This window comes from Flavobacterium chryseum, assembly GCF_004362015.1.
GTDB lineage: Bacteria > Bacteroidota > Bacteroidia > Flavobacteriales > Flavobacteriaceae > Flavobacterium.
Genome location: NZ_SNWW01000003.1, coordinates 101,699 through 120,463 on the forward strand (window position 1 = coordinate 101,699; position 18,765 = coordinate 120,463).

Annotated in this window: 14 protein-coding genes; 9 read left to right on the forward strand and 5 right to left on the reverse strand. The window is 34.4% G+C overall.

The genetic code is table 11. The features are described from left to right. The first annotated feature begins 31 nt into the window (after positions 1–31). Positions 32–1,549: a 2,3-bisphosphoglycerate-independent phosphoglycerate mutase gene (gene gpmI, locus EV143_RS06985; RefSeq protein ID WP_133507256.1), complete on the forward strand. Its 1,518-nt coding sequence runs from the start codon at positions 32–34 to the stop codon at positions 1,547–1,549. A 201-nt stretch (positions 1,550–1,750) separates the two neighbouring features. Here the strand turns inward: gpmI and EV143_RS06990 are convergent, their stop codons facing one another. Continuing rightward, positions 1,751–3,007 carry a DUF445 domain-containing protein gene (locus tag EV143_RS06990; RefSeq protein ID WP_133507257.1) on the reverse strand — a complete coding sequence of 419 codons (1,257 nt, stop codon included), beginning with the start codon at positions 3,005–3,007 and terminating at the stop codon, positions 1,751–1,753. Between the two features lie 246 nt (positions 3,008–3,253). On the opposite strand from EV143_RS06990, the gene map reads away from it, so the two are divergent. From map to apaG, 6 genes are all read left to right on the forward strand, one after another. Further along, positions 3,254–4,072, forward strand: coding sequence for a type I methionyl aminopeptidase (gene map, locus EV143_RS06995; protein ID WP_133507258.1), 819 nt, complete (start codon positions 3,254–3,256; stop codon positions 4,070–4,072). A 107-nt stretch (positions 4,073–4,179) separates the two neighbouring features. Continuing rightward, the gene (locus EV143_RS21760) at positions 4,180–4,269 is read left to right on the forward strand and encodes a hypothetical protein (protein WP_243739825.1); all 90 of its coding nucleotides are present in this window, start codon (positions 4,180–4,182) and stop codon (positions 4,267–4,269) included. Between the two features lie 89 nt (positions 4,270–4,358). After that, on the forward strand, positions 4,359–5,141 hold the full coding sequence (locus tag EV143_RS07005) for a class I SAM-dependent methyltransferase (RefSeq protein WP_133507259.1): 783 nt from the start codon (positions 4,359–4,361) through the stop codon (positions 5,139–5,141). A gap of 108 nt (positions 5,142–5,249) precedes the next feature. Then, entirely contained in the window at positions 5,250–8,153 is a 2,904-nt protein-coding gene (locus EV143_RS07010; protein ID WP_133507260.1) for a DEAD/DEAH box helicase, read from the forward strand. Between the two features lie 75 nt (positions 8,154–8,228). After that, the gene (locus EV143_RS07015) at positions 8,229–9,488 is read left to right on the forward strand and encodes a type IX secretion system plug protein (protein ID WP_133507261.1); all 1,260 of its coding nucleotides are present in this window, start codon (positions 8,229–8,231) and stop codon (positions 9,486–9,488) included. A 79-nt stretch (positions 9,489–9,567) separates the two neighbouring features. Continuing rightward, on the forward strand, positions 9,568–9,954 hold the full coding sequence (gene apaG, locus EV143_RS07020; protein ID WP_059117893.1) for a Co2+/Mg2+ efflux protein ApaG: 387 nt from the start codon (positions 9,568–9,570) through the stop codon (positions 9,952–9,954). Here the strand turns inward: apaG and pdeM are convergent. The 4 genes from pdeM to EV143_RS07040 form a co-directional block, all read right to left on the reverse strand. Next, a complete protein-coding gene (pdeM, locus tag EV143_RS07025; RefSeq protein WP_133507262.1) occupies positions 9,951–10,586 on the reverse strand; it encodes a ligase-associated DNA damage response endonuclease PdeM in 636 nt (211 codons plus the stop codon). The genes apaG and pdeM overlap by 4 nt on opposite strands. 36 nt (positions 10,587–10,622) lie before the next feature. Beyond that, the gene (locus EV143_RS07030) at positions 10,623–13,082 is read right to left on the reverse strand and encodes a ligase-associated DNA damage response DEXH box helicase (RefSeq protein WP_133507263.1); all 2,460 of its coding nucleotides are present in this window, start codon (positions 13,080–13,082) and stop codon (positions 10,623–10,625) included. A gap of 103 nt (positions 13,083–13,185) precedes the next feature. Continuing rightward, complete coding sequence (locus EV143_RS07035) at positions 13,186–14,787, reverse strand: ATP-dependent DNA ligase (RefSeq protein ID WP_133507264.1); 1,602 nt, start codon at positions 14,785–14,787, stop codon at positions 13,186–13,188. Continuing rightward, positions 14,788–15,852 carry a ligase-associated DNA damage response exonuclease gene (locus tag EV143_RS07040; RefSeq protein WP_133507265.1) on the reverse strand — a complete coding sequence of 355 codons (1,065 nt, stop codon included), beginning with the start codon at positions 15,850–15,852 and terminating at the stop codon, positions 14,788–14,790. 201 nt (positions 15,853–16,053) lie between these two features. Between EV143_RS07040 and pruA the strand changes: the two genes are divergently transcribed. Both pruA and EV143_RS07050 read left to right on the forward strand, forming a co-directional pair. Next, on the forward strand, positions 16,054–17,679 hold the full coding sequence (gene pruA / locus EV143_RS07045) for an L-glutamate gamma-semialdehyde dehydrogenase (RefSeq protein WP_133507266.1): 1,626 nt from the start codon (positions 16,054–16,056) through the stop codon (positions 17,677–17,679). A gap of 304 nt (positions 17,680–17,983) precedes the next feature. Next, entirely contained in the window at positions 17,984–18,715 is a 732-nt protein-coding gene (locus EV143_RS07050) for a hypothetical protein (RefSeq protein ID WP_133507267.1), read from the forward strand. Positions 18,716–18,765 lie beyond the last annotated feature (50 nt).

The window sequence follows — 18,765 nt, forward strand, 5'->3', positions numbered from 1 at the left end:
AAATGGCTTATCTTTGTAGAAAACAAAAATCATGAACAAAAAAGTTATACTTATGATTTTAGATGGTTGGGGAAAATCTCCTGACCCTAAAGTTTCTGCAATAGACAATGCACACGTTCCTTTTATAAACAGTCTTTATCAAAATTACCCAAGCGCACAACTTAGAACTGATGGTTTAAACGTTGGTTTGCCTGAAGGTCAAATGGGAAATAGCGAGGTTGGCCACATGAATCTTGGTGCCGGAAGAATTGTATATCAGGATTTAGCTAAAATAAATCTGGCTGTTGCGCACAAAACACTTGCCAAGGAACAAGTACTTGTTGATGCTTTTACTTACGCCAAACAAAATAATAAAAAAGTACACTTTTTAGGATTGGTTTCTGATGGTGGAGTTCACTCACATACTTCGCATTTACGCGGATTAATCGATGCTTCTCAAGAATATGGCCTTGAAAATGTTTTCGTTCATGCTTTTACTGACGGACGTGATGTTGACCCGAAATCCGGAGCAAAATACATTCACGATCTTGAAGAATATATTAAAGAAACTCCGGTAAAAATTGCGTCGATCATTGGTCGTTATTATGCAATGGACCGTGACAAACGTTGGGAACGTGTAAAACAGGCTTATGATTTGGTTGTAAATGCTCACGGAACACCATCTCAAAATGCAGTTGCAAGTGTTCTGGATAGTTATGCACATCATGTTACAGATGAATTTATTGAACCAATTGTAATGGTTGATGAGCAGGAAAAACCATTGGCAACAATTGTTGAAGGCGATGTTGTAATCTTCTTTAACTTTAGAACTGACAGAGGTCGTGAACTTACAGAAGCACTTTCTCAGCAGGACTTTCATGAGCAAAACATGCACAAATTAAACTTGTATTATGTAACGCTTACCAACTACGATGAAACGTATCAAAACGTAAAAGTGGTTTATAACAAAGATAATATTACCGAAACTCTTGGTGAAGTTTTAGAAAAAGCAGGCAAAAAACAAATTCGTATTGCCGAAACAGAGAAATATCCGCACGTAACATTTTTCTTTTCAGGCGGAAGAGAAGTTCCGTTTGAAGGAGAATCAAGAATTTTACGAAATTCTCCAAAAGTTGCCACTTACGATTTACAACCTGAAATGAGTGCTTTTGAACTTACAGACGCTCTTATTCCTGAGTTAAATAAAAACGAAGTTGATTTTGTATGTCTGAATTTTGCAAACGGTGATATGGTAGGTCATACCGGAATCATGAGTGCTGCAATTTTAGCGTGCGAAGCGGTTGATGTTTGTGTGAAAAAAGTTATTGAAGCTGCTCTTGCCAATGATTACACCACTATCGTAATTGCCGATCACGGAAATTGCGAAACAATGATTAATCCTGACGGAAGCCCGAATACAGCTCACACAACCAACCCTGTGCCGATCATTTTAGTTGACAAACAATTAAAAAATATCAACGATGGGGTTTTAGGTGACATTGCTCCTACTATTCTGGAATTAATGGGTGTTCAGCAACCTGCTGCAATGACTTGTCATTCTTTATTGTAAAAACATTTTATTCAAAATAAAAAAAAGAGACAAGTTTTAGAATTTGTCTCTTTTTTGTTTTAATCTCGTTTTGTCATTTCGACGAAGGAGAAATCACACTAGAAATTCCAGAAAGAAATTCGCCAATCTTTGTAGAGTTACGCATGTGATCTCTCCTCCGTCGAGATGACACAACTATCTGTTTTAACTACCAAAAATTCATCAAATAATGAAATGATGATAAAGCTGCTCAACTCCATAAATTATAAGCCCAATCATTCCGCCAACCAAAGTTCCGTTGATTCTGATGTATTGAAGGTCTTTTCCAATTTCTAATTCTAATTTTTCAGAAACTTCTTTTCCGTCCCAGCTTTTTACTGTTGAAGAAATTAAATCTCCAATTACTTTTTTATTGTTCAAAAGCACAGATAACAAATCATTTTTAATGAAATTATTGATTTTATCGATCATTACAGGATCTTCCTGAATTCCGCTGCCGAAGCCCTGAATCAGATTTGCAATATTATTTTTTATAGAAGAGTCATCACCTCTTTCAATATCTCTTGAAATCGAAAGTTTTATTTCATCCCAAATTCCGTTAATATAATCCTGAACCTCTTTTTTGCCCGCAAAACCCATAATTAGATTATTGATCTTGATTCGCATTTCTTCAGAGTTTTTTACTTTATCCAGAAAATCATAAACATATTCATCTATTTTGATTCTTACCGCGCTTTCCGGATTTTTAGCTTCGTTTAAAAAATCGGCCAATCCGTTAAAAACACCTTCTGAAATACTTTTATCGGCAAGACCAAAACTTAAAAAAGGCGTTGACTCTTTTACTTTTTTCCGAATCAAATCTTTATTATTCGTCAATTCTTCACTCATAACTACCAAAAGATTGGTCAGCAGTTGATCCTTAACCTCACCGTTTTGTAAAGGTTCTAAAGCCAGTGCAACCCAATCTCCAAAATTAATAGCCTCTAATTTTTCTTTAAACTGAAACTGAATGAATCGCTTAATGTCTTCATCTTTTATCGTTTTTAAAATTCCCGGAATAATATTTAATGCGATCGAACTGGCAATTTTATTGGCATTTTCATTTTGTGAAAGCCAATCTGAAGCTTTTGAAGCAAAATTGAATTCGTCTAATTTAATTTCTAATTTTTCCCGATTCAGAAATTCTTCAGAAACAAAACTTCCTAAATTCTCTCCAATTTCATTTTTCTTGACCGGAATAATTGCCGTATGCCAAATCGGAATTCCCAGCGGATGACGAAATAATGCCACAACAGCAAACCAATCTGCAATTCCACCTACCATTGCAGCTTCGCTAAAAGCCTGCAAAATTGGAATTTTAAAATAAATGGCAACAATAAACAACAACACCGCAACACCTAAAAGTGCCAGAGCGTTATTTTTCATTTTGTTTAAAGCTTTTTGTTTCGATATATTTTCCTGATCTATTGACGTTTCCATAATTTCATTCGTTTTAACTATTACTAATTTACGTTTTTTCTGAGATATTAAACTAAAAAGAATGATAACCCTGCAATTTAAAGGTTTGCCACAAATTGCAATAATTTCCACGAAATGCATTTGCTTCAAGAATTTTATTAAATTATACTTCGAGAAATTCGTGGCAAAAAAACTAATTCATCGCAGAAATTTTAGACAAAAAATAATATTAAAATCGTACTTTTGCGAACTGAAAATCTGAAAAATATGATTATCCCAAAAAATAGAGAAGAAATCGAATTAATGCGCGAAAGTGCTTTGATAGTATCTAAAACATTAGGAATGATTGCTTCTGAAATTAAAGAAGGAGTTACCACATTACATCTTGACAAATTAGCTGAGGAATTTATTCGTGATCACGGAGCAGTTCCAAGCTTTTTAGGTTTATATGATTTCCCAAACTCACTTTGTATGAGTCCGAATGCACAAGTTGTACACGGAATTCCTAATAATACTCCTCTGAAAAACGGAGATGTAATTTCTGTTGATTGTGGTGCTTTTAAAAACGGATATCACGGTGATCACGCTTACAGTTTTGAAATTGGAGAAGTTGCTCCGGAAACTAAAAAACTTTTGCAGATTACTAAAGAATCTCTTTACGTAGGAATCAGAGAATTTAAAGCTGGAAATCGTGTTGAAGATGTTGGAAACGCGATTCAAAAATATACTGAATCTCACGGTTACGGAGTGGTACGCGAATTGGTTGGACACGGTTTAGGGAAAAAAATGCACGAAGAACCTGAAATGCCAAATTACGGAAAACGCGGTCGTGGAAAACTTTTTGTTGAAGGAATGGTTGTTGCCATTGAGCCAATGATTAATATGGGAACAAGAAACATCAAACAACTAAAAGATGGCTGGACAATCCTGACTGCTGATGGAAAACCAAGCGCGCATTTCGAACATGATGTGGCCCTAATCGACGGAAAACCAGAAATATTATCGACTTTCTATTATATCTACAAAGCTTTAGGAATTGAAAGCAATGAAGAAGATGAATTCAGAAAAGTGCCGTTGGTATTATAACACGAATTTCACGAATTAGCACGGATTATTGTTAGGCTGAAAATTACACTAAATAAATTCTGTTAATTTTAGAATTAAAAGCACTAGCAGCGTTATCAACAAGTGAAATAAAACAAACATTAAATTATTTAGCTGCTTCAAAAAACAAATTAGGATTACTAATTTTGGAGAAGACAGCCTCAAATACAAAAGAATAATACTTTAACCCAAATCAAAGGTTCGTGAAATTTCACACAACATTTAATCAGTGTTAATTCGTGAAATTCGTGTTCAAATCTATTTAGCCGTGAAAAAAATTTTTAAGCTTATTTTAAATACAATACCACGCCCATTATTAATTCGTTTGAGTTATGTGGCGCGTCCAATTTTAGCTTTATCATTAAAAGGAAGCAAATACACTGACCCTATTGACGGGAAAAGTTTTAGATCATTTTTGCCTTACGGATACGGAAAACAACGTAACAATGTGCTTTCACCAAGTACACTTTCGTTAGAAAGACACCGTTTGCTTTGGTTGTATTTAAACGATCAGACTGATTTTTTTACTGCACCAAAAAAAGTGCTTCATTTTGCTCCGGAACAAGCTTTTTATAAATTATTCCGCAAGCAAAAAAACCTTGATTATACGACAACCGATTTGCTTTCGCCTTTGGCAGATGTAAAAGCAGACATTTGCAATTTGCCTTTTAAAGACAACGAATATGATGTCATTTTATGTAATCACGTTTTAGAACATATTCCGGATGATACAAAAGCAATGCAGGAATTATTTCGTGTATTGAAACCGGGTGGAATGGCGATTCTTCAAATTCCACAAGACTTATCACGTGAAGTTACTTTTGCCGATGATACTATTACAGATCAAAAAGAGCGTGCTAAAATATTTGGTCAATACGATCACGTTCGTATTTATGGCCGTGATTATTTTGACAAATTAAGAAGCATTGGTTTTATCGTAATTGAAGAAGATTATACTAATAAAATGTCACCGGAATTGGTAGAAAAATATTGTTTGGCAAAAGGAGAAATTATTCCTCTTTGTTTCAAACCGGAAAATCAAAATAATTAGATTTTTTCTCATAATAAATACATTTAAAAAGTTTTCAATTTATTACTATTTTGAAAACTTTTTAAATTTTAGCCAACTTCTCAAATCCACCAAACCAAATCCCTACTCTTGGAACCTTCTAAATCATTTCAGTTTTGTTTTGACATCAGTTTTGAAAAAAATCTGAACATTTATACTCCAACAGCTTACATCGTTGAGAATACCGATGAAATTAAATATTTAAACAAAAAAGCAAGTGCTGATGTACTTGAAAGTTTTGGAATTGTTGAAAATTTAGATTCGAATACAAAAAAAATACTCACCGTTTGCGAATCTTTAAAACCTGAGTTTATTTTCAAAAAATTTAGTACAAAAGTCAAATCGGCAAAAACAATTGCTGATTTGCAAAAAGATTCCAAAATTGATTTTGCCATTCGCCAGCATTTGCAACTAAATTTAGATTGCTTTTACACTCTAATTGTGCAGGAACAATTTCCGTTATCTCTTAACATGGGACTTGAAAAGGATTTTTTTCGTTCCAGAGTCGATATTAATCCACTTTATTTTGAACCTCAAATTCAATTTGATAAACACGACGAAGGAATCACTTATACCCTTTCTTTAAAAGAAAACGAAACTACATTTTTACCCATGAATAGTAGTATTGAAATTCTTTTAGATGAGCCGGGATGGCTAATTATTGATAAAAAATTAGGGCAGTTAAAAGACCTTAATGCTAAAAAACTTTCGCCTTTTTTAAAGAAAAAATCAATCGAAATACCTTCAAAATTAGTTGATAATTATTTTAAGAATTTCATTCCTGAAATAGCCAAAAAAATTAATATCGAAGCTACTGGTTTTGAAATCGAACATCGTGATACAATCATTTCATGTACGATTCAGCCCGTTTACGATTTCTTCAAAAATTGCTATTACCTCAACCTTTACTTTGATTATAACGGATATTTATTTGATGCCAGCAAAACAAAGAAAACACATTCGTTCGTTGATTTTAGTATTATTAATGAACCTAAAATAATTCAGTTTAAACGAAGTGCTGATGAAATTTTATATACAAACAAATTACTTGAATTTGGTTTCCTAAAAATCAAAAACGAATTATTCGGATGGAATTTTGATGCAGAAACTTACGATCCTTTCGCCAATATTCAGTTGGTTATTGATCGTAAAGAAGAACTGGAAAACTTAGGCTTTACAATTCAGAATTTGAAACTGGAAAGCAAAGAAATCATTACAGAAAACCATACTGTTTCAATTTCAAAAGAAACAAAAGCAGATTGGTTTGACATCAAAATAATCATTACCGTTGGTCCTTTTACGATCAACTTCAGCGAGATTATCCCGAATATAAAAAGCAAAGAAAGACTGTTTTTATTGCCTGACGGAAACTATTTTTTGATTCCGTTAGAATGGTTTAGCAAATATCGTTCGCTTGCAAAATTGGCAAATACAGAAAATGGCGATCTCCTTTTGCGTAAAAGTAATTTTGCTGCTTTGGATGCAATTCCGGAAATCAAAAACGATGCAGAACCCATTTATAAGGCGGAATATGTATCTTCTGATTTGCTAAAAGCAACTTTAAGACCTTATCAAATTGATGGTGTAAAATGGCTTTTGGGTCATTTTAATTCGAATTTAGGCGCTTGTCTTGCTGATGATATGGGGCTTGGAAAGACATTACAAACTTTGGCTGTTCTGGTTGCTGTTCAGGAACAATTAGGATTTACAACCAAAACCACGAATTTTGATTTGTTTCAAAATGAAACTATTGTTGAAAGAGAACCTTTAAAAACACTGATTGTTTTGCCTTCTTCATTGGTTTTTAACTGGTACAACGAAGCTTCAAAATTTACGCCGCATTTTTCAAAAATGCAGTATATTGGTAACGATAGGAAATTGTTAGTGAACCGTTTAGAGTCGTCAGATTTAATTTTTACGAGTTACAGCATTATTCATCGTGATATTTCAATCTTAGAAAAATATAATTTCCGCTATTTAATTTTGGATGAAAGCCAATACATTAAAAATAAAAACTCTAAGATTTTTAAGGCCATTAATAAAATAAATACGGCTCATAAAATTGCCTTAAGTGGTACACCTATCGAAAACTCACTAGACGATTTGTGGTCACAAATGCAGTTTATAAATCCGGATATTTTGGGCAGTTATGCTTTTTTTGCAGAGAATTTTAAAATTTCGATTGAGAAAAAGCAAGATGAAAATAGTTTAGCCGAATTAAAAAACATCATTCAGCCTTATATTTTAAGACGAACTAAAGAACAGGTTTTAAAAGATTTACCCGAATTAACGGAACAGATTTATTATTGCGATATGGATCCTGAACAGGAAAAATTATATGAGCAGGAAAAATCTAAAGCTCGCAATTTTTTACTAAAAACAGATGGATCAAGTCCTGACAAAATTAGCATTATTAATACGTTAATGAAGTTAAGACAGCTGAGTAATCACCCAAAAATGATAGATCAGGAATCTGAAATTGATTCCGGAAAATATATTGCGGTTACTAATTATCTGGAGAGTTTAGTTAAGGGGAAACAAAAAACGATCATTTTTAGCTCCTTTGTTACTAATTTGAGTTTTTACACGACTTGGTGCAAGGAAAATAAAATAGCATTTTGTGAAATTACAGGCGAAACTCCAGCCAACAAGAGAGAACAACAAGTGAATCTGTTTCAGGAAAACGAAGAACCATTGTTGTTTTTTATTTCGCTCAAAGCCGGTGGCGTTGGCTTGAATATTACAAAAGCTTCGTATGTTTTGTTTTTAGATCCGTGGTGGAATCCTTTTGCTGAAAAACAAGGTATTGGAAGAGCGCACCGAATTGGACAATTGAATAAAGTAAACGTGATCCGGTTTATTTCTAAAAATACGGTTGAGGAAAAAATAATTAAACTGCAGGAAAACAAAAAGCTGTTATCTGATTCGCTTTTAGAAGAAAGTTTTGTTAACGATGAAATCGAAGTTAATTTAGAATACATTTTGGGTTCTTAATAATTGTTCTAAAAATAAAATGTCTTATTTTTCGTTATATAAATTGTTATATTTACAATCTTAGAACATAATAAGATGCCAAAATTTTTATTTCAAAACCTTCTTTTGTTTTTCATTTTTGCTTCGGCGACAGCCCAGGAAATTCAAACTGAAGTAGTTCCTCCTTATAATATTAAAACCGTTACGTTTGTTCAGGGCGGAAGTAATGTTGTGCCGATATTTGAATTAGGTTCTTCCTTTGAATTTCAATTTGATGATTTATTTGGCAATGAAGCTAATTATTATTTTGAAGTAACACACTGCAATTATAACTGGAAACCAACTGATATTCCTAAAACGGATTACGTAACAGGTTTTGATAATCAAAGAATTACTGATTATTCGAATTCTTTCAATACACTTCAGGTTTATTCGCATTACAGATTGGCTTTTCCAAACCAATTCACGACTCAATTGCGCATTTCAGGTAATTATATACTTAAAATTCTAAATGAAGATAAAGAAGTTGTTTTTTCGAGAAAATTTATTTTATACGAAGACCATGCTACGGTTGCCGCTCAGGTAAAACGAAGCCGAAACCTCAGCAATATTGATTATAAGCAAAATCTGGATTTCTCGATACTTTCGAATGATATTGTTTTTCAAAATCCGTTGCAAAATGTTAGAGTTTTATTATTGCAAAACAGTGACTTTAATACCGGAATTAAAAATATAGTTCCTCAATATACGATCGGAAACCAAATGGTTTACAAATATGATAAAGAAACCCAATTTTGGGGCGGAAACGAATTTTTATATTTTGAAAATAAAGACATTCGTTCTGCCAGCAACAATGTGGGAAAAGTTGGCACTAATAATGATATTTACAACTCTTATTTATATACCAATCAGGCAAGAGCCAACCAGATTTACACGAATTATCAGGATGTAAACGGGAATTTTGTCGTAAAAAATATTAATGCATCTGATAATTCTATTGAAGCAGATTATGCGTGGGTTTACTTTACGCTTTCTGCTCCCACTTTCAGATTAAACAAAGACATTTATATTACAGGAATGTTCAGCAATTACAGCTTATCTCCGGAATATAAAATGGACTATAATCAGGATAAAGGAGTTTATGAAAAAGCGGTAATGATTAAACAAGGTTTTACCAATTTTAAATATACAATTGCAGACCAAAAAGGTATAATTGATTATGAAAATGCGATTGATGGCAATTTCTACCAAACAGAAAATGAATATACTATACTGGTTTATTATAAAGAAAGTTCTGCTCGCTACGAACGAGTTATTGGAAAAGGCAATGCCAATTCTATAAATATCATCAATTAAAACATTGTTAAAGGTTTCTGTTCAATGATTTTTTTTTGTAAGTTTGCCTCTATAACACACACATATATACGACTTTAGTATGGTTTCTCAGATTACACGAGGTATAAAAATTTCTGTTTTGACTAGTTTTGAAGGTACTTACTTCAAGAACTATAAGATTCATTTTGCCTTTAGTTATGTAATCACAATCGAAAACCACAGTAAAGATTCAGTTCAGTTAACTTCCCGTCACTGGGAAATTTTTGATTCTTTAAATGATCTAGAATTTGTTGACGGCGAAGGTGTTATTGGAAAAAAACCGGTTTTAAAACCAGGTGAAAATCACACTTACAGTTCAGGTTGTCTACTATCATCTCCTTACGGAGCCATGAAAGGTCATTTTAATATGATTAATTTCACGACTACAAAAACATTCAAAGTTATTGTTCCGACTTTTAGAATGTGCGCTCCTTTTGCTTTAAATTAATTTATCGTTACTTCAATAATTCCTTCTTTTGTGATGGCGTATGCTTTGTCATTTTCTGTGGGAACTAAATAAGAATTTCCTGTAAACTCACCAAAAGCCGGAAAAATTAATTGATTGGTTTTTTGGAAGAAACAAGACAAACTCAAAAATTGTCGGCCCAATCCTCTTAATTGGATTCCGGGATGAATGTGTCCGCAAAAATTAAAAAGTCCTTCTTCTTCTGTTGGATGGTGTGTCAACAAAAAACGATCTATTACCAATTCGCTGTAAATTTCGATATTCAAATCTGCATAATATTGTTTTGAAATAATATCGTGGTTTCCTTCAACCAAGATTATTTTTTGCTGATGTTGTTTTGTCCATTCAACAAAAAAATCCCATTCGTTATTTATTTTACTGTGGAATAAATCGCCCAGAAAAATAATTATTTCAGGACGGAATAATGCTAAAACGTTGTTTAATCTTGTGAAATTCTCAAAAATAGCATCTTTAGGTATTCCAATTCCGTGTTTTCTAAAATGTGCTACTTTCCCTAAATGTACATCAGAAATTAAAAGTATTTTTTTTTCTTCCCAAAACGCAGCACCCGATTGATGCAAAATAAAATTTTGGCTGTTTATTGTAATTCTCATATTTAAATATAGTAACCTTTTTTATAATCGTCAAGATTATTTCATATAACTCGCTGTCATTTTTTTGATTCTTTCTGCTAATGTTTCACTCGATAATTTTTCTCTTAATCGATCTGTAATTATAGGAAAACTAAAAGGTGTTGGCTTTTTGCATTGTTTCCAGACAATTGTCTGATTATTAATTCTTTCCAAAGCCTGAAGCAAACGTCCTTCTTCTAATTGATGCTCAAAAGTTTCAATATAAGCTTGCTGAAGCAATAGATTGTCCGGTTCATAATCTCTAAAAACTTCAAAAAGCAATTGCGAACCGCTTTGCAAATGTTTGGTTTTAACTGGTTTTCCGGGCATTCCTGTAAAAACCAAACCGGCAATTACGGCAATGTCCCTGAATTTTCTTCGTGCCATTTCGGTAGAATTCAAACTTTTTTGCAGATCGTGATGTATATATTCTGACGAAAGTAAATCATTATCAAAAACAGCTTCCATATCAATTTCCTGATCCGAAAGCAATTCGAATCCGTAATCGTTATAGGCCAAAGAAAAACTAATTGGTGACAACAAACTAATGCGATACGAAAGAATACTCGCCAAAGCTTCGTGCACAAACCGCCCTTCAAACGGATAAAAAACGGCATGAAATCCTTCTCTTGTTTTAAAAGTTTCTATCAAAAACTCATTGGTATCAGGAACAATGCTTTCTTTTCTTTGTCTTGCAAAAAGAGGTTGCAATGCTATTAGTTCGGGCGTTAGATTATCTGTATTTGCAGCATATAATTCTTCCCGAAGCAATTCGCTCATTTGTACGGATAAAGCCATACGGCCGCCCATCCAACTTACTACTTTTGATGCTTTTTTAGGATCGGCTTTTCGTACTAAAACCTGCATATTTTTTACACGAAAAAGCTCGAGCCTTTTTCCGGCAAAAGTAAAAACATCTCCGGGCTGCAGTTTTGAAGCAAACCATTCTTCAATGGAACCGATATAACCTCCGCTTAAAAACTTAACGTTCAGTGCTGCATCGCCCACAATAGTACCAATTTGCATTCTGTGATGCATGGCAATCATTCGGCTGTTGATTTTAAAACGTCCGTCTTCTTCAACCTCCACTTTTTTAAATTCGTCGTAAGCTTGCAGGCTTTGACTTCCGTTGGTGATAAAATTTAAAATCCAGTTCCAGTTGTCTTTAGTAATGTTTTGATAGCAGAATGTTTTTCGAACTTCTTCATAAATTTCATCCGGAAAAAATCCGTCAGAAACTGCCAGGGTATTTAGATATTGTACCAAAACATCCCAGCTGTTCAGGTACGGAATCCGGTCTTCAACAATCGTTTTCTCTGCCGCTTTTTTAAGTGCAGATGCTTCTATAAGTTCTATTGCATGTGTCGCCAAAAAGTAAATAACACTTTCTTTTCCCGGTTGATGGCCGCTTCGTCCTGCTCTTTGCAGAAAACGTGCGACACCTTTTGGCCCGCCAACCTGAATAATGGTTTCAACTGGCGCGAAATCTACTCCCAAATCTAAACTCGAAGTACAAACTACCACTTTTAAATCTTCATTTCTAATAGCATTTTCGACCCATAAACGGGTTTCTCTGCTAATGCTTCCGTGATGCATGGCCATATCTCCGGCAAATTCAGGATATTTTTCGAGTATTGCCTGAAACCACATTTCGCAGGCAGAACGCACATTGGTAAAAATTAAAGTCGTTTTGCTTTTTCTGATAATTTTAGCAACCTCATCAATTAAATGTAAACCCATATTTCCCCGCCACGGATAACTGTCCATTTTTTCGGGCAATATCGAAAGTACTTTGATTTTTTTATTGATGTTGGCTTTGATTAAAACTGAATTCTGATAAGCTTCAGAATCTAAACCTAATAATACTTGTTGCGCCAATTCGAGATTTCCTATGGTGGCAGAGATTCCCCAAATTCGCATTTTTGGTGCAACTGTTTTTAAACGTGACAAAGCCAGTTCCATTTGAACACCACGTTTTGTTCCTAGCAATTCGTGCCATTCGTCTACTACAATTGCAGAACAATTGGCAAAAGTTTTTGCAAATTCTTTTGATGCTAAAAGCAATTGTAAACTTTCGGGTGTTGTAATAAGCAAATCCGGCATTTTTTTACTTTGCTTTGCTCTTTCGCTTTGCGAAGTATCTCCAGAGCGAATTCCAACTGTCATTTGGGTATCTAAATCGTGAACAATTCTGTCTGCAGCTTGTTTAATTTCTACAGAAAGTGCTCGCAAAGGCGTAATCCAAATCGCCTTTAATCCGGGTTTGTGTTTGGTTTTATAATCCGGATTTTTCTTCATGTAATCAAGAACGATCGGAAACCATAAGGCATACGTCTTTCCGCTTCCGGTTGGCGCGTTTAATAAACCGTTTTTTCCTTGTAGAAACGCTGTCCAAGTTTGGGTTTGAAACGGAAATGCTTTCCAGCCCTGAGTATGAAACCAGTTTTCTGCAATGGTATATAATTCGTCTCTGTTCATTTTTTTATAAGGTTCAAAGTTGCAAAGGCTCAGAGGGACAAAGTTTAGCTGTTTCCTAAAGTTTTTTTCTTTGAAACTTTGTTACTTTGTCTCTTTGAACCTTTTATGAAATCATACTTTTTAGGTCTTCAATTGAATTTGCTTCGTCAATTTTTTTGTCTTGTCGCCATCTCAAAATTCTGGGAAATCGTGTTGCAATTCCGCTTTTATGTCTTTTTGAAAGTGCAATTCCTTCAAAACCAATTTCGAACACTAGTTGTGGCGTTACACTTCTTACCGGACCAAATCTTTCCAAGGTGTTTTTCTTTATAAAATCATCTACTTTTCTAAATTCGGCATCGGTTAAACCGGAATAGGCTTTTGCAAAAGTGACTAATTCTCGTTCGCCTTTATCATTATCTTGCCAAAGTGCAAAAGTATAATCGGTAAAAAGATTCGAGCGTCGTCCGTGGCCGCGCATGGCGTACGTTAAAACGGCATCAATTACCAGAGGTTCAATTTTCCATTTCCACCAATCGCCTTTTTTTCTTCCAACCTGATAAGTTGAATCGTTGCGCTTTATCATCAAACCTTCACTTTTCATTTCGCGGGCTCGCATTCTTTCGTTCGTTACATCTTCCCAGGAATGGAGCAAAACTCTTTCTGATAATTGAAAGTGAGGTGTTTTATCTTTTATCGAATCGTATAATTGTTCTAATAATAATCTGCGTTCAGAATACGGTAAATTTCGAATATCCTTTCCTTCCCATTCCAGAATATCATATGCTTTTAGAATTACGGGCACTTTTTCTAATAAAGACGCCGAAATGGTTTTACGTCCAATTCGCGCTTGTAAATCATTAAAAGTTCCGATTTCCTTTTCGGGGAAAGCTAAAATTTCGGCATCAATAACAGTTCCGTTTGGAATAATTCCGAGGAAAGATTTAAACTCAGGATATTTATCGGTTACTAACTCCTCACCTCTTGACCAGACATACATTTCGTTTTCACGGATAATGGTTTGAGACCGAATTCCGTCCCATTTATGTTCTACTGACCAATCTTCCGGATTTCCGAGATTTTCAACTTCGCCTTCAATTGGATATGCTAGATAAAAAGGATAAGGTTTTGACAAATAATCGCTGCTTTTTTCATCTAAAATCAATTCCTGAAAAGTAATTGTATTCGGATCCCAATTCCCCATTAATTTATACGCCAAAGCATCTTCATCAACATTTTCTGCTTTAGATAAGGCACGTGTCATTAATTTTTGGCTTACGCCGATTCTTAAACTTCCGGTAATTAATTTGGTAAAAACGAAGCGTTCGTAATAATTTAGCGCCAGCCAGTTTTCATGTAAATATTCTTTTTTCTCAATATCTGTTTTCTTCTTTAAGGCGATAATTTCCTGCAGGTATTCGGTTAAACTTTTATCTGAATGTTCTTTAGTGGTTGGAATTATCAACGCAATAGTTTCGGCCAAATCGCCGACTATATGGTAACTCTCTTCAAAAAGCCACAAGGGAATATTCGCTAATTCATTTGCCCAAATTCGTAATAAAGTAGTATTGACAGGTCTGGGCGGACGACGATGCGAAAGAATCGCAATTGTCCACACTTTATCCTCTGGCGATGCATTATTAAAATACGTCGTCAAGGCATCGACTTTTACGTTCGTTTTATTCGAACTATCAAGGGTTTTTATGAGTTGGGCGAAATTTTTCATCTATAATTCATTATTTTCAGCAATGAGCGAAGTTTCATTTTGATCTATTGCAGCTTCTTTATCATCTTTTTCCATTTCTGCCGCTTCGCCTTCATATTGTGTTTTTTCGGTTCTGGCATCGTAACCCAATTCTCTTAAATATTTAGAAAAAATATCGGTATAACCGTGCGTACAAATTATTTTTTCTGCGCCGGTTGCTTTAATACTGTCTAAAAGAGAATACCAATCGCAATGATCGCTCAAAACAAAACCTTTGTCAATGGCGCGTCGACGTCTTGCTCCGCGAAATGCCATCCAACCGCTTGCAGAACCGGTAACAAATGGTGTCATTTTTCTGATCCAGATACTTCCGTGCGCGCTTGGGGGTGCAAGAACAATATTTCCTGCAAACTCTTCTTTTTTGGTTTCACGGGTTACTAATGTTGTTGGCGGAAAATCAACCATCGGACGTAAAACATTTGTCATATTTTCAATCGCGCCATGTGTGTATATTTTTCCAATATCAGTATCAAGATATTTTAAAAGTCGTTGTGCTTTGCCTAAAGAATATCCAAAAAGAATAGACGTTTTCCCTTCGGCTTTATTTTCTGCCCACCAATTATTGATTTCTGTAATTACTTCGGCTTGAGGTGTCCAATTGAAAGCTGGCAAACCAAAAGTACATTCAGTAATAAATGTGTCGCATTTTACTACTTCGTACGGAACTGAAATCCCGTCGTCTTCGGTTTTATAATCTCCTGTAAAAACCCAAACTTCGCCTTTGTGTTCTACACGAATTTGAGAGCTTCCTATAATATGTCCGGCTGGATGAAGCGAGAATTTTACGTTATTTATCACAAAGGTTTCTCCCCACTCTTTTCCCGTCACATTTATTTCTCCTAAACGATGGCGAATGATCGGCACATTAGTATGATGTGTAATATAATTTTGATGTCCCCAGCGTGAATGATCGGCATGACCGTGCGTAATAATGGCGTTTTTTACCGGACGCCACGGATCAAGATAAACATCGGCCTGCTGGCAATAAATACCTTTATCATTAAAAGCTAAAAGTGGGATTTTCATCTTATTACATTTTAAAAAATTACAAAAATGCTGAGCGCATCAACCTCAAATTTAAATATTTACACAGATATGAATATTACAACTTAATGCTATTACTTTATTAAATTACAACTTTTTAATATTGTATTGTGATTTAATCAAATTATCATTTGTACTTTTGTATAAAATTAAATAATTCGTAATTTTAAAATATTTCATCCCATGTTAAAAGGATTCTTTCATGTACCAAAAGCGGTAAACGAACCTGTAAAAGGATACGCGCCGAACTCACCAGAAAAAGCAGCTGTTCAGGCAGCATACACTTCAATGTGGAACTCGAAAATTGATGTTCCATTATACATTGGTAGTGAAGAAATCAAAACTGGAAACACTAAAACAATCTCAGCTCCTCACGATCACAAACATATCGTTGGAACCTATCATTTGGCTGAAAAACAACATATCGAAAAAGCAATTGCAAATGCTCTTGAATCAAGAACAGCATGGGCAAATATGGCATGGGAACAACGTGCTGCTATTTTCTTAAAAGCGGCTGAACTTATTGCCGGTCCTTACAGAGCTCGTATCAACGCTGCGACAATGATTGGACAGTCTAAAAATATTCACCAGGCAGAAATTGATGCTTCTTGCGAATTGATCGACTTTTTACGTTACAACGTAGAATTTATGACTCAAATTTACGGAGATCAGCCAAAATCTGATTCTACTGTTTGGAACCGTTTAGAATACAGACCTCTTGAAGGTTTTGTCTACGCGATTACTCCTTTTAACTTTACTGCTATTGCTGCAAATCTTCCTGCAAGTGCTGCTATGATGGGTAATGTTGTGGTTTGGAAACCAAGTGATAGCCAGGTTTTCTCGGCAAAAATTATTATCGAAGTTTTCAAAGAAGCTGGTGTTCCTGATGGCGTTATCAACGTTGTTTTTGGAGACGCTTTAATGATTACGGATACTGTTTTGGCAAGCCGTGATTTTGCCGGAATTCACTTTACAGGATCAACTCATGTATTTAAAGATATCTGGGCTAAAATTGGTGCAAATATTCATCACTATAAAACATACCCAAGAATCGTTGGTGAAACTGGTGGTAAGGATTTTATCATTGCGCACCCAAGCGCTAACGCAAAACAAGTTTCTACAGGAATTACTCGTGGTGCATTTGAATATCAAGGTCAAAAATGTTCTGCAGCTTCAAGAGCTTATATTCCGCAAAGTTTATGGCCAGCTGTGAAAGAACAATTAATTGCTGATGTAAAATCTTTTAAAATGGGTTCTCCGGAAGATTTCGGAAACTTTATTACAGCAGTTATTCACGAAGGTTCTTTTGATAAATTAGCAAGTTTTATTGATCAGGCTAAAAAAGATGCTGATGCTGAAATCATCATTGGTGGAAACTACGATAAATCGGTTGGATATTTTATTGAGCCAACGGTTATTGTAACGACAAATCCAAAATATACTACAATGGAAACCGAATTATTCGGACCAGTTATGACTATATATGTATACGAAGATGCAAAATGGGAAGAGACTTTAGAATTAGTTGATACTACTTCTGAATATGCTTTAACCGGAGCTGTATTTAGCCAGGATCGTTATGCTATTGAAGTAGCGACTACGAAATTGCAAAATGCTGCAGGTAACTTCTACATTAATGATAAACCAACCGGAGCTGTTGTAGGAATGCAGCCTTTTGGTGGAGCAAGAGCTTCTGGAACTAACGATAAAGCAGGTTCTGCATTGAACTTATTACGTTGGGCTTCTCCTAGAACTATCAAAGAAACGTTTGTAACTCCAGAAGATTACAGATATCCATTTTTAGGTTAATCATCTGATTTCAGATTTAGATTCATAAAAAGCCGCAAATTTCAATTGAAGTTTGCGGCTTTTCTTTTCTTCAAATTTAATTTTTACTTCATTAAAATACTGAATTTCAACAAATAACACAGACTACAAAAATTACCAAATAGATTTTGTAATACTTTTCTTATGATATTGAATTTCAATACATTAGATGATTCAAAAATCCTATTCTGTTATTTTAAAAACTTCTTATTCCTATATATAAAACTACATCACTATACATTTGCCTGTACAAAAAAAACTTAATTAAAATTAAAAATACAGACTTATGAGAAATTTAAACAACGTTCCTAAAGTAATTCTAGAATCAAAAAGCATTGGTCATTCAATTGATTTTAAATGGAATAAAAAGAAAATAGATAAATTTTTAGATCCTATTGAACAAAATTTTGAGTTAGAAAATGCATTAATGAAAATTAACCATAAAGGTTCTATTGGTTTAACGGCAGCGTTGCTGGAGTGGGTTTACTGGCGTTTTACAGGATACACACAATCGACTAATGATACTCAAAAACGTATTGAAGCACTTTGGTGCTCTATTAATGAGCGTGAACAAACAAATCCTTTATTGTTTGATACTGATCTTGAAGTTCCCGCTGTAGGTTCTGTTGACGGCGTTTTATGGATCGCTTTAATGAATGTAAGAATGGTTGATGTACTATATAGAAAAGGATCTTATTTTTTACAAAGTGAACTTTTAGGATTGGTATTATTAGCACGTCACATAACTCCAAAAAAGAAAGCTTTTGACAATTGGCTTAATAAAACTGTTTCGGAGTTAATTCGTGTATGTCCTCGCCAATATAATACTGATTTGAATGAAGAATCTGAAGAAGCTGTATACGATTCATCACATGAACCAGCAATATGCCGCGAGTTTTTCTTTGATTCTGAATTTAATTATTCTCGTGAAGCAGCAGAAAAAGCACTTCATAATTTTATTGAGAATTTAGATCATAAAGCAAATCCCTTCTTAGATATTTCAAGAAAGGCATCTTAGTGTAATAGCTATTAATTCAAAAATGACCCGCAAAATAAGTTTTGATCGGG